Consider the following 11,645-nt stretch of genomic DNA (forward strand, 5'->3'; position numbering starts at 1 on the left):
ACATCGCCGCCTTCCGGTCTTCTCTTGGAAGTTTCTTCTTGCAGTCAGACCATGATCCTTCGGATCAGATCGGGACATAATCCTTCGGATTAGTCCGGGATCATGATCCTGTCGGATCAGATCGAGATCAGGAGCCCTGACCGCCGCACTTGTTGGTCTTGGTGTTGTAGTTGCCGCACTTCTTGCCAACCCAGTCGCCGATCAGGTCCTTGGAGCCGTCGAGCTCCTTCGACCATGCATCGCCGGCCACCAGGCCCGGGGTCTTCCACACCACGTCGAACTGGCCGTTGGCTTTGATCTCGCCAATGAACACCGGCTTGGTGATGTGATGGTTCGGAAGCATCTTCGAGGTGCCGCCGGTCAGGTTCTTGGCTTCGATACCGGGCAGCGCGTCGATCACCTTGTCGGCGTCGGTCGACTTTACCTTCTCGACCGCCTTGACCCACATTTCGAACCCGATGACGTGTGCTTCCATCGGATCGTTGGTCACGCGCTTCGGGTTCTTGGTGTAGGCCTGCCAGGCCTTGATGAACTTCTCGTTGGCCGGATCCTTGATCGACTGGAAGTAGTTCCAGGCGGCCAGATGGCCGAGCAGCGGCTTGGTGTCGATGCCGGCGAGCTCTTCTTCACCGACCGAGAACGCGACAACCGGAATGTCGGTCGCCTTGATGCCCTGGTTGCCGAGCTCCTTGTAGAAGGGAACGTTGGCGTCGCCGTTGATGGTGGAGACGACGGCGGTCTTCTTGCCGGCCGAGCCGAACTTCTTGATGTCGGCCACGATCGTCTGCCAGTCACTGTGACCGAACGGCGTGTAGTTGATCATGATGTCTTCCTGCTTGACGCCCTTCGACTTCAAGTAGGCTTCGAGGATCTTGTTGGTGGTGCGCGGATAGACGTAGTCGGTGCCGGCCAGCACCCAGCGCTTCACCTTCTCGTCCTTCATCAGGTAGTCGACCGCGGGGATCGCCTGCTGGTTCGGCGCCGCACCGGTGTAGAACACGTTGCGCTCGCTCTCTTCACCCTCGTATTGCACGGGGTAGAACAGGATCGAGTTCAGTTCCTTGAACACCGGGAGCACGGATTTGCGCGACACCGAGGTCCAGCAGCCGAATACGACGGAGACCTTGTTCTTGGTGATCAGCTCGCGGGCCTTTTCCGCAAACAGCGGCCAGTTCGACGCCGGATCGACCACGACGGCCTCGAGCTTCTTGCCGAGTATGCCGCCCTTCTTGTTCTGCTCGTCGATCAGAAAGAGGACGGTATCCTTCAGCGTGGTTTCGCTGATGGCCATGGTGCCGGAAAGCGAATGCAGCACGCCGACCTTAATGGTGTCGTCGGCCGCTTTGGCATTGGTGAACGCAGCGAAGCCCAAAACCAGACCAGCGGTCGCCGCCAGCCAGCGGCGGCGGCTCAGCGTCGCTATATCGTGGGTAAGTTGTGCAAGCATGAAATGTCATCTCCCTGACGCAGGCGTGAAACGCTGCGAAACGGCCCCAACGGCCGCCTGCGTTAACGGAATCGCAAGAACCATGCCACGGTCTGAGCACAGGGTAAGTCTATAGAACTGCAGTAGAATCTTCCGCTTGCGGAGAAAACGGCAAGAAATCTGCCTATTTTTTGGACCCAGTAAATGTATTCTTTTGCGGCAAACAGTCTATATTTTAGGCAAAATAGGCCATTTGTCTAATTTTACGGCACGAAAATTTGGCGATGCAGGGGCCAACGAGTGTGCGCCTGGCCCGGTGGGACGAGCGAATTTCCGGCTGTTTCTTAACCGCGCCAAGCATATCCGGCGATTTACCTTGAAAGCGCCGCGTTCATGTTCCATATGAGCCCCGTGACCTAGAGAATCATCAGGTCCTTGCGAGCCGCGTGTTCTGATCCCGTTCAACGGTTTCTGGCTTGCCCCTTCAGCCTAGCAAAACCGACGCCCCAAACACGCGGGTGTCTCAGACACCCCCTCGCGCGCTCCTGGCTGTATCGGCCGGGCGTCTGCCTTTTTAATGGAAAGAACCCTCTTTTGACCTCCTTTCAGGATTTCGGCCTTGCCGATCCCATTTCGCGTGCCCTCAAGGAAGAAAATTACCTCACCCCCACACCCATCCAGGCCCAGACCGTCCCCCTCGCAATGACCGGCCGTGACGTCGTCGGCATCGCCCAGACCGGCACCGGCAAGACCGCGGCCTTTGCGCTGCCGATCCTGCACCGCATTCTGGAGAACCGCGTCCGGGTGCAGCCCAAGAGCTGCCGCGTGCTGGTGCTCTCGCCGACCCGCGAATTGTCGGGACAGATCCTCGACAGCTTCAACGCCTATGGCCGCCACATCCGCCTGACCTCGACGCTGGCGATCGGCGGCGTGCCGATGGGCCGTCAGGTCCGCTCCCTCATGCAGGGCGTCGAAGTCCTGGTCGCGACCCCCGGCCGCCTGCTCGATCTCGTGCAGAGCAACGGCCTCAAGCTGGGCCAGGTCGAGTTCCTGGTGCTCGACGAAGCCGACCGCATGCTCGACATGGGCTTCATCAACGACATCCGCAAAATCGTCGGCAAACTGCCGATCAAGCGGCAGACGCTGTTCTTCTCGGCCACCATGCCCAAGGACATCGCCGAGCTCGCCGAAGCGATGCTGCGCGATCCCGCCCGCGTGGCGGTGACGCCGGTGGCCTCCACCGTGGAACGCATCACCCAGCGCATCATCCAGGTCGATTTCGCCGCCAAAGCGGGGATCCTGGCCCAGCTCCTGAAGCAGGAGCCGGTCGACCGCGCGCTGATCTTCACCCGCACCAAGCATGGCGCCGACAAGGTGGTAAAGGGCCTCGCCAAGGTCGGCATCCGGGCCGACGCCATCCACGGCAACAAGTCGCAGAACAACCGCGAGCGAGCGCTGGCAGCGTTCCGCTCCGGCGAGATCCGCACCCTGGTCGCCACCGACATTGCCGCCCGCGGCATCGACGTCGACGGCATCAGCCATGTGTTCAATTTCGACCTGCCCAACGTGCCGGAAACCTATGTCCACCGCATCGGCCGCACCGCGCGCGCCGGCGCCGAAGGCGTTGCGATCTCGCTGATCGCAGGCGCCGAGGAAATGGGTTATCTGCGCGACATCGAGCGGCTGATCCGCGTGGCGCTGCCCCGCGAAGACCGCCGCACGCCCGGCACGCGCGATACCGCGCCTGCGCCGTCCCAGAAGCCGTCCCAGAACCGGGGCGCACGCTCCGCACCGCGTGGCCACGCCGCCAACGGCCATAGCCATGGCGGCCGTTCCCATGAGCAATCGCCGGGCTCAAAAGGCCCTCGCCGTCCCCGCCGCGGAGGTGGTAATAATGCCGCGTCGCAGCCGACCCGGCATGAGTCGCCGCGTCCGGCGCAGGGTGGCAACAGCGAAGGCATTCAAGGCGTCGCCTTCTTGCATCGCGAGAGCCGCCCGAATACCCAACCCAACCGTACCCATCGGCCGCAGCGCTAGCCTCGATCGATCTGGAGACAAATATGGCTAAAGAAGAGCTGATCCAGTTCGAAGGACTGGTGACCGAAATCCTCCCCGACGCGCGCTACCGCGTGCAGCTCGACGCAGGACACGAAATTGTTGCCTACACCGCCGGTAAAATGAAGAAGAACCGGATCAAAACGCTGGCAGGCGATCGGGTCACGATCGAAATGTCGCCCTATGATCTGGAGAAGGGCCGGCTGATTTTCCGTCACAAGGATGAGCGTCCCTCGACCGGTGCCCCGCGTGGTGCACCGCCGCGTGGCGGCCAGTTCCGCCGCCGGTAACGGGCTTCCCACGACCGATTGCCATCGTGCCCGACAGCTGATGTCGGTGCGCGATGGACCGGGCATGCCCTGTTCAAAAAATCGTGCACCTCAGGATTGTTTTGGACCCCTTGATCGAATAATATTGAGCATCGATTTTCGGCCGGACGACATTAGCTATCCACCGGTACAGCCGGTTTAGACGCTGACGACCCTTCCAAAAATTCGATCTCACCAGCCCATCGAGAGGTGGGCTACGACTAGTATATCTGAGAAGGGACTACCCCCGTGAGCATGGGAACCGTGAAGTGGTTTAACGCAACCAAGGGCTATGGCTTCATCCAGCCGGATGACGGCGGCAATGACGTGTTCGTGCACATCAGCGCTGTCGAACGTGCCGGTCTTGGCACGCTGCGTGAAGGCCAGAAGATCAGCTACGAAATCGTGGCCGATCGTCGCTCTGGCAAATCTTCGGCCGACAATCTGCGCGCCGCTGGATGAGTGATTTTTCAGGACGCCCGGCGCGCCCTTGAAAATTGCTTCGAAATAACGAAAGGCCGCGCCCATGGCGCGGCCTTTTTTTATGCGTCGCAGAGGCGCTACCCTTGCGCCGCGCGACCTAAGTAGTGGGACAGCTACCAGTGGCGCCAACCGCAGGCGGCGGATTGAAAACGCACAGTGACTGGCGCGGACGGGTATAGGTGACGTCGCTCAAATTTTTCCCGGCCTTCGGCATCAGATAGCCGATGATCGGTTTATGCTGGTACGTGACCTCGCTATAGATCAGATACGAGCCGGCGACCTTGAGTGCGGCAGGTACAGTCACGGTACCCGCCGGCGGCGTTGATCCCGACGTAGCGGTCCAGATCTGACGCACGACAAGATCCTTGTCGATGTAGAGCTCCACGATCCTGGCATTCACCTCCGAGGACGGATACGGCGTCATGATGCCGGTGCTGGCATTGAATATGTTACTCAATTGACCAGTCGTCACCGAGACGTTCTGCGACGTCAGATCGGACAGCGTTCGCGCCATCAACGTCACCTTGCGGTCGACCGCGACGGCCGTCGAGTACTCGACCGTACCGAAAAACAACACCAGCATCACCGGCACGACCATGGCGAATTCGACCGCCGCGATACCCCTTGTGTCACTGGGCAGAGCGCGCGCCGAACGCCGCATGCGAAGCCAAACTCTGGTCATCAGACTCATCGCCCTGCCCTTAATTGAAAGGTTCGTTCTGGAACGCAGCAGTTGCGGTCAACAGCCGCGTGCCGTCGGAGAGATTCGAAATGTCATAACCGAACTTGGTGACCAGGATCGGCCATCGATAGAACAGCCGCACCACGACGATGTCGCCGGGGCCGCCGGGTTTGTAATTGTTCGGATTGGTGAATGCCTTCTTGGTGATCGGGTTACCGACGTCGACGTCGCTGAACTGCGTATAGCTCTGTACGTCGACTTCAATTTTGTTGCATTCGAACAGCGCGGCGACCTTGCCGCAGACGACCGTCTTGAACTCTGCCGGAGTGAGCTGCTGGTTCTGCGCCTGACCGGTCATGATCATGCGCGCCGAATCCTGCGTCACCGTCTCGAGCACCTGGCTGGCAAAGAACATCAACGCCGTCTCGATGATCGCAAACAGCAGCGCAAAGAATATCGGCGCGACAAACGCGAACTCGACGACGACCGAGCCACCGCGATTGCGGCGAAAACGGCGCAGCAACTGGCTGAAGGAGCGGATATGCGACGGCATCGAAGCGACCTCAGGCGCGAGCGGAACTGCCGTCATAAGTAGCCGAAACAGATTGTCGAAGTGTTTCGGCGGATAGAAGCAGAACGACCCGCGCCGTTAAGCCGCCGTTAACTCTCTACCGCCGGGCGCAAAGCGGCGTGCAACTCAGCACGTCGGCGCTGGTGCTTCCGCGGTAAACCGTGACCAGTTTGCTGTTGCCGGTTGGAGCAACGGCCGCCGTTTTGCTGTCCGTGATGCTGCGCAACGCCAGTGATAAACTCCCGCTCAGGCGCGCTTTTCCAAGAATCTCGACTTCATCAGGCGTCATTTCCAGCGTCGCCGTCTTTCCCAGCACCGCGTTCTGCCCGTCTTTTTCCTTGGGGGCCTGGTCGATGGCGAGAACCCGGACATTGGTCAGAACGGTCTGGGAGGAGATGATATCGGGCGGCTGCCCCCCGCCATCGACACTCTGCTGCTTCTCGCGCTTCGACAGAATTACGTCGACGCGGTCGTTCGGCAGAATAAAGCCGCCTGCCCCGGTTTCGGCCGAGATTTCAGTCGAGACGGCCCGCATTCCCGTCGGCAGGATCGCCGCCATGAACCCTGAACCGTTCGCCTTGACCAGCTTCTGCTCGCGAATCGGTTCTCCCGCGATGAACGGCATGCGGGCGATGGAGCCAACGATTTGGGTGATGGCCTCGGGCCGGTCCTTCTTGCGAATGAAGCTGCCGCTTGAAGACGATTCGGTCCAGGTCTGCCACTGCAGGTTTTCGGCGGCGACAGTCTGGCCAAGGCCGATGTCATCTTTGGCTACGAGCACGTCCACCGTCGGCAGTTGTGGTACTGCTGCGACCGGTGCGGGGGCTTCTTTGTCGATACCGCTCGCAAGGTATGCGGCAACACCGCCAGCACTGATTGCGATGGCCAGAACAATAATTCGGGCGGTGTTCATACGCTTTTACTCATACATGACGCAGCGACGCTTCCGGCGCTGAAGCGAGTCTAGCCGGATATAGGTCAAAGCAAGGTTAAGGGAGCGCATCGAAGTCGCGTTAACAAACCCCGCTGTCGGGAACCGGACTGACGCCCGACGCTTCGCGTTCCGAGCCTATTTCCGGAATGGATAGGCCAGTTGCCCTGCGATCTCGCGCGGGAAGGTCGACTGATCGTCGACACCGTAATTGTCCGGCAAACGGCCTTCGGGCATCCGGAAGGTTCCGAACAGGATGTCCCAGAGCGGAAAGGTGCCCGCGAAATTGGTCTTGCCGCCCTCTTCCTGCGCGGTGTGATGCCAGCGATGGAATACCGGGGTGGCAAGCACGTATCTGAACGGGCCGAGCGTCCAGTTCAGATTGGCGTGAACGAACGCCGAATGGAAAATGTTGAAAGGGCCAAGCCACAGCATCACGTTCGGCGAAATGCCCGCCATCAGCAGCGCGACGTCGATCCCGATGGTCCCGAGCAACAGGTTGACGGGGTGAAAGCGCGCCGCCGAAATCCAGTCCACATCCTCGGAGGAATGATGGATGGCGTGGTATTTCCAGAAGCCGCCGCCATGGAACATGCGGTGCAGCCAGTACATCATGAAATCGGCGAGCACCAGGAACAGCACCGCCTGCAGCCACAGCGGCAGCTTCGACAGCGGCCCATGGCCATTGTCATAGAAGGCGATCAGTTCGTCGGCGTCATGAATTTGGAACACCATGGCGGCGCCGAGCACCAATAGCCCGATCCGGAACACGCGGGCGAACAGCGGCACCAGGAACCAGTAAGCGAGGTCGGTCACCAGCTCGCGCTTGCGCCACCACGGCCGGCCGGGATTGCAGGCCCAGAAATGCGCCAGCACCGAGAACACCAGCGCCAGGGCGATCGTCACCGGCACCACAATGGCCATCGTCTGGCCAAGCATCTCGACGATTTCCAGGCCCAGAAACATTGCCGCTTCTTAACACCTTGTGCGATCTGCCGCCCCCGCAGAACTCGATTTCTGCAGGGCTCAGGCGCGCAGCGTGCCGCGATCGGATTGGGCGGTCAATTCCGTCGTGAGGAACTTCCGAGAAATCTGCCGGGCCACCGCGCTGGATCTTCCGGCCAGCATCTCACTCCCGGATCAAGTCCGAGGGCATGCTTTCCTCGAATGCGCTACTGGCGAAACGGATAGGCCAGTTGTCCGCCGATTTCGGCCGGCACCGACCGATCGTCGACGCCGTAATTGTCCGGCAGCTTGTTTTCCGGCATCCGGAACGTTCCGAACAGAATATCCCAGAGCGGGAAGGTGCCGGCAAAATTGGTATTGCCGCCCTCTTCCTGCGAGGTGTGATGCCAGCGGTGGAACACCGGCGTCGCCAGCACATATTTGAACGGGCCGAGCGTCCAGTTCAGATTGGCGTGGACGAACGCCGAGTGGAAGGTCGTGAACGGACCGACCCAGAGCATGATGTTGGGCGAGATGCCCGCCATCAACAGGATGACGTCCACCATGATCGTTCCGATGAACAGGTTGACGGGGTGAAACCGCGCCGCGGAAATCCACTCGAGATCTTCCGAAGAATGATGGATCGCGTGGTACTTCCAGAAGCCGCCGCTGTGAAACATCCGGTGCAGCCAATACAGCATGAAGTCGGAGGCAACCAGGAACAGCAGCGCCTGCACCCAGAGCGGAAGCGCGGCCAGCGGCCCGTGGCCATTGTCGTAGAATGCGACCAGCGCGTCGACATCATGAATGTTGAAGACGACACCGGCGCCGAGCACCAACAGCCCGATGCGGAACACACGGGCGAACACGGGAACGAAGAACCAGTAGCAGATGTCGGTGATGAGTTCGCGCTTGCGCCACCACGGCTTGCCGGGATTGCAGGCCCAGAAATGCGAGAGCACCGTGAACACCAGGGCGAGGCCGATCGTAACCGGCACTACCTTCGCCATGGTCTGGCCCATCATCTCGATGACTTCCAACGGCATACCCGACATGACGGCCTCGCTTGATGGGGAGACCCAAGGGGTATCACCCTCGCGCTTAAGGAGCGGTGAATTCGGCAATGATTCAGGCCGTACGCGGCTGCGACAGCAAGGCCCGCAATAATACGCGCATTTTATCAACTGGCTTAATTCCGCGTTTACTCTGAGTGAGAACAGCGAGTTCCCCGCGGTTTTACGCAACCGAATTAACTGCGCCGCAATGGTCGGCTTTTAGGGTGACGTCATGGTCACGGTGCTGAGAACGCCGGCGAGACCAAATGATAGTTCGACCAGCCACGTGTACACAGGAGTTATCTATTATGAAGAATCTCGTTTCGCGTTTCGTCAAGGATGAGTCCGGCGCGACTGCCATCGAATACGGCCTGATTGCCGCCGGTATTGCGATCGCGATCATCACCGCCGTTCAGGGCGTCGGCGGCAAGCTGTCGACCAACTTCGGCACGATCTCGACCTCGCTGAAATAAGCGATCGTCGCAATCTGCTTCAAAGGCCCCGGGTCACCCGGGGCCTTTGTCGTTTGCGCGGCTTAAGGGTCGTTTCCGAGACTCGGGGTTTTTGCGGGGGCCGTCTCATGCGGGCCGTTTTCCGATTGTTCACTTCTCGCCGATAGGTTCGCCGGATGCTGGAACGTCTTCTTTCAGGTCTTCCCGGCCTTCGCGTTGGCAGCACGGGCTGTGTGAATCCATGATCCTCGATATTGCCCGCCTCATGCTGTTTCCGGCCCTGATGGCATTCGCGGCCGCGAGCGACCTTTTCACCATGACGATTTCGAACCGGATATCGCTGGCCCTGGTGGCCGGCTTTCTGGTTCTGGCGCCGCTGGGCGGAATGGGCCTGCACGATTTCCTGATGCATCTCGGCGCCGGCGCCACTGTCCTCGTCGTGGCCTTTGGCTGTTTCGCGATGGGCTGGGTCGGCGGCGGCGATGCCAAGGTCGCGGCTGGGGTAGCGCTCTGGTTCGGCTTCGATCACCTGCTCAACTATCTGCTCTATGCGTCGCTGCTCGGCGGCGCCCTGACGCTGCTGCTGCTCTATGCCAGGCAATGGCCGCTCCCCCGGCCGCTCACGGGCCAGGCCTGGCTGCTCCGCCTCCACGACAAACAGACCGGAATCCCCTACGGCATCGCGCTCGCGATCGGCGCGTTGATGGTCTATCCGGAGACCGAGTGGATCAAGTCGATCGACGTCACGCACCTCGCAATGCGTTGATCCTTCGAACGGTAACGCACCGTTAAGGCAATTTACTCACGCCTCATTAACCATGCTTTGACGAATAGCTGGTCAACTCCCATCACGGCGGCGGAAGCGTCGCGGCGTAATGTGGAAAGTGAAGCGTATGAATACCGCTCGCAATGTCGTTTTGACCATCGCCATGGGCGCTGGCGGCACTGCCGCAAATCCGGCCAGCGGATCCGACCACCAGCCAGCCGCGCCCGAGTCGGTCGCGCAGCTGCAGACCATCGATATTCTGGTCGCCAGGGGCGACATCGGCCTCGGCCCGTCGCTCAAGCCCGAGGATATGCAATGGCAGAGTGGCACGCTGGCGCTGGCGCTGCGCAGCATCGCGGACATCAACATGGTCGAGAACAAGACGGACGGCCAACCCATGCGGCGCGGCGGCAGCATCAGCGTCGTCAGATACGGCGTGGCCAGCCAGCAGTCGATGCAGAAGTGACCGAAAGGACGCACGTTATGAAGTGCAGGGGAAATCAGCCGATGCTGCGGACATTTATCGTCCGCGCCCTGTCATTTTCGGCGGTCGCAGCGCTGACGCTCAATCCGGCCCTGACGCCGGTCAAGGCAAGCGACTATCGCGCCGCGGCGCCCGCCGCCATGGACGGCCAGATGAACGCGCGCGCGGTTTCGCTCGGGATCGGAAAGTCGATCGTGATCGACCTGCCGCGCGACATCAAGGACGTGTTGGTGGCCGATCCGAAGATCGCCAACGCCGTCGTCCGCTCCTCCCAGCGCGCCTACATCATCGGCGCGGCGGTGGGCCAGACCAACATCATATTCTTCGATTCGGCGGGCCAGCAGATCGCGGCCTATGACATTGCGGTCACGCGCGACCTCAACGGCGTGCGCGCCGCACTGAAACAGACGCTTCCGAACTCGGACATCCGTATCGACGGCGTCGGCGACGGCGTGGTGCTGACCGGCACGGCGGCAAGCCCGATCGACGCGCAGCAGGCCTTCGATCTGGCCTCCCGCCTCGCCGGCGGCACCGACAAGGTCGTCAATTCGATCGCCGTCCGCGGCCGCGACCAGGTGATGCTGAAGGTGACGGTTGCCGAAGTCGCGCGCAACATCATCAAGCAGATGGGCATCGACCTTACGGCCAGCATGACCTACGGCACGGCGGTGGTGAACTTCAGCAACGCCAACCCGTTTACCGCCTATGGCCGCCCGCTGGTCGCAGCTAACGCCGCATCGGGAACGTTCGGCGGCGGCAACGTCCCGTCGGTGACGGCTACCCTTCGCGCCATGGAAAGCGCCGGCGTGGTGCGGACGCTGGCCGAACCCAATTTGACCGCTATTTCCGGTGAGTCCGCCACCTTCATCGCCGGCGGCGAGTTTCCCGTTCCCGCAGGCTATTCCTGCGACCCGGTCACGCGCGTCTGTACGACCCAGATCCAGTTCAAGAAGTTCGGCATTTCGCTCAATTTCACGCCGGTCGTGCTGACCGAAGGCCGTATCAGCCTGCGGGTGATGACTGAGGTATCCGAACTGTCGAACGAGAACTCGATCACGCTGACCCAGTCGGTGAGTTCCACGAGCACCAACTCGCTGACCATTCCCTCGATCAAGACCCGCCGCGCGGAGACAACGCTTGAAATTCCCTCGGGCGGCGCGATGGCGATGGCCGGCCTGATCCAGGAACAGACCAAGCAGGCCATCAATGGCTTTCCGGGTCTGGCGCAATTGCCGGTGCTCGGCACGCTGTTCCGCAGCCGCGACTTCGTCAACAGCCAGACCGAGTTGATGGTCCTGGTGACGCCCTACGTGGTTCGCGCGGTGGCGCAGAAGGATCTTTCGCGCCCCGATGACGGGTTCGCCAACGCCTCCGATCCGCAGACCGATCTGCTCGGCAGCATCAATCGCGTCTACGGCGTTCCGGGCCGCAGCAATGAGCCGGGACGGAAATATCGCGGCACCTACGGCTTTATTACGGACTGAGGC

Annotated in this window: 13 protein-coding genes; 7 read left to right on the forward strand and 6 right to left on the reverse strand. The window is 61.0% G+C overall.

Features of this window, described 5'->3' with window-relative positions; translation table 11 throughout:
- Positions 1–127: 127 nt before the first annotated feature.
- Positions 128–1,447: an urea ABC transporter substrate-binding protein gene (urtA, locus tag JQ600_RS06980; protein WP_212489758.1), complete on the reverse strand. Its 1,320-nt coding sequence runs from the start codon at positions 1,445–1,447 to the stop codon at positions 128–130.
- 573 nt (positions 1,448–2,020) lie between these two features.
- Here urtA and JQ600_RS06985 point away from each other — a divergent pair.
- The 3 genes from JQ600_RS06985 to JQ600_RS06995 all read left to right on the forward strand — a co-directional run bounded on the left by JQ600_RS06985 (position 2,021) and on the right by JQ600_RS06995 (position 4,251).
- Positions 2,021–3,463: a DEAD/DEAH box helicase gene (locus tag JQ600_RS06985; RefSeq protein ID WP_212267063.1), complete on the forward strand. Its 1,443-nt coding sequence runs from the start codon at positions 2,021–2,023 to the stop codon at positions 3,461–3,463.
- Between the two features lie 23 nt (positions 3,464–3,486).
- Positions 3,487–3,771: a translation initiation factor IF-1 gene (gene infA / locus JQ600_RS06990; protein WP_025588295.1), complete on the forward strand. Its 285-nt coding sequence runs from the start codon at positions 3,487–3,489 to the stop codon at positions 3,769–3,771.
- Positions 3,772–4,038: 267 nt separating this feature from the next.
- Positions 4,039–4,251 (forward strand): cold-shock protein, encoded by a 213-nt coding sequence (locus JQ600_RS06995; RefSeq protein WP_002714433.1) that lies wholly within the window; start codon positions 4,039–4,041, stop codon positions 4,249–4,251.
- A gap of 118 nt (positions 4,252–4,369) precedes the next feature.
- On the opposite strand, the gene JQ600_RS07000 is transcribed toward JQ600_RS06995, so the two are convergent.
- The 5 genes from JQ600_RS07000 to JQ600_RS07020 form a co-directional block, all read right to left on the reverse strand.
- The gene (locus JQ600_RS07000; RefSeq protein ID WP_249135728.1) at positions 4,370–4,954 is read right to left on the reverse strand and encodes a TadE/TadG family type IV pilus assembly protein; all 585 of its coding nucleotides are present in this window, start codon (positions 4,952–4,954) and stop codon (positions 4,370–4,372) included.
- Positions 4,955–4,973: 19 nt separating this feature from the next.
- Positions 4,974–5,507, reverse strand: coding sequence for a TadE/TadG family type IV pilus assembly protein (locus JQ600_RS07005; protein WP_212390155.1), 534 nt, complete (start codon positions 5,505–5,507; stop codon positions 4,974–4,976).
- A gap of 115 nt (positions 5,508–5,622) precedes the next feature.
- Positions 5,623–6,438: a Flp pilus assembly protein CpaB gene (gene cpaB, locus JQ600_RS07010; RefSeq protein ID WP_212390154.1), complete on the reverse strand. Its 816-nt coding sequence runs from the start codon at positions 6,436–6,438 to the stop codon at positions 5,623–5,625.
- A 156-nt stretch (positions 6,439–6,594) separates the two neighbouring features.
- Positions 6,595–7,422, reverse strand: coding sequence for a sterol desaturase family protein (locus tag JQ600_RS07015; RefSeq protein ID WP_212390153.1), 828 nt, complete (start codon positions 7,420–7,422; stop codon positions 6,595–6,597).
- 206 nt (positions 7,423–7,628) lie between these two features.
- Positions 7,629–8,456 carry a sterol desaturase family protein gene (locus JQ600_RS07020; protein ID WP_212390152.1) on the reverse strand — a complete coding sequence of 276 codons (828 nt, stop codon included), beginning with the start codon at positions 8,454–8,456 and terminating at the stop codon, positions 7,629–7,631.
- Positions 8,457–8,764: 308 nt separating this feature from the next.
- Here JQ600_RS07020 and JQ600_RS07025 point away from each other — a divergent pair, with 308 nt between their 5' ends.
- The 4 genes from JQ600_RS07025 (at position 8,765) to JQ600_RS07040 (ending at position 11,642) form a co-directional block, all read left to right on the forward strand.
- Positions 8,765–8,929 carry a Flp family type IVb pilin gene (locus JQ600_RS07025; protein ID WP_192737154.1) on the forward strand — a complete coding sequence of 55 codons (165 nt, stop codon included), beginning with the start codon at positions 8,765–8,767 and terminating at the stop codon, positions 8,927–8,929.
- Positions 8,930–9,149: 220 nt separating this feature from the next.
- Entirely contained in the window at positions 9,150–9,674 is a 525-nt protein-coding gene (locus JQ600_RS07030; RefSeq protein ID WP_192737153.1) for a prepilin peptidase, read from the forward strand.
- A 127-nt stretch (positions 9,675–9,801) separates the two neighbouring features.
- Positions 9,802–10,140 carry a hypothetical protein gene (locus JQ600_RS07035; protein ID WP_212390151.1) on the forward strand — a complete coding sequence of 113 codons (339 nt, stop codon included), beginning with the start codon at positions 9,802–9,804 and terminating at the stop codon, positions 10,138–10,140.
- Between the two features lie 17 nt (positions 10,141–10,157).
- On the forward strand, positions 10,158–11,642 hold the full coding sequence (locus JQ600_RS07040; RefSeq protein WP_212267049.1) for a type II and III secretion system protein family protein: 1,485 nt from the start codon (positions 10,158–10,160) through the stop codon (positions 11,640–11,642).
- Positions 11,643–11,645 lie beyond the last annotated feature (3 nt).

The organism is Bradyrhizobium sp. AUGA SZCCT0176, from assembly GCF_018130145.1.
Taxonomy (GTDB): domain Bacteria; phylum Pseudomonadota; class Alphaproteobacteria; order Rhizobiales; family Xanthobacteraceae; genus Bradyrhizobium.

Bases quoted from the DNA above. Each gene is read 5' to 3' on its own strand.
- urtA (WP_212489758.1), bottom strand. From the start codon at position 1,447: ATGCTTGCACAACTTACCCACGATATAGCGACGCTGAGCCGCCGCCGC.
- infA (WP_025588295.1), top strand. From the start codon at position 3,487: ATGGCTAAAGAAGAGCTGATCCAGTTCGAAGGACTGGTGACCGAAATC.
- JQ600_RS07000 (WP_249135728.1), bottom strand. From the start codon at position 4,954: ATGACCAGAGTTTGGCTTCGCATGCGGCGTTCGGCGCGCGCTCTGCCC.
- JQ600_RS07005 (WP_212390155.1), bottom strand. From the start codon at position 5,507: ATGCCGTCGCATATCCGCTCCTTCAGCCAGTTGCTGCGCCGTTTTCGC.
- cpaB (WP_212390154.1), bottom strand. From the start codon at position 6,438: ATGAACACCGCCCGAATTATTGTTCTGGCCATCGCAATCAGTGCTGGC.
- JQ600_RS07015 (WP_212390153.1), bottom strand. From the start codon at position 7,422: ATGTTTCTGGGCCTGGAAATCGTCGAGATGCTTGGCCAGACGATGGCC.
- JQ600_RS07020 (WP_212390152.1), bottom strand. From the start codon at position 8,456: ATGTCGGGTATGCCGTTGGAAGTCATCGAGATGATGGGCCAGACCATG.
- JQ600_RS07025 (WP_192737154.1), top strand. From the start codon at position 8,765: ATGAAGAATCTCGTTTCGCGTTTCGTCAAGGATGAGTCCGGCGCGACT.
- JQ600_RS07030 (WP_192737153.1), top strand. From the start codon at position 9,150: ATGATCCTCGATATTGCCCGCCTCATGCTGTTTCCGGCCCTGATGGCA.
- JQ600_RS07035 (WP_212390151.1), top strand. From the start codon at position 9,802: ATGAATACCGCTCGCAATGTCGTTTTGACCATCGCCATGGGCGCTGGC.
- JQ600_RS07040 (WP_212267049.1), top strand. From the start codon at position 10,158: ATGAAGTGCAGGGGAAATCAGCCGATGCTGCGGACATTTATCGTCCGC.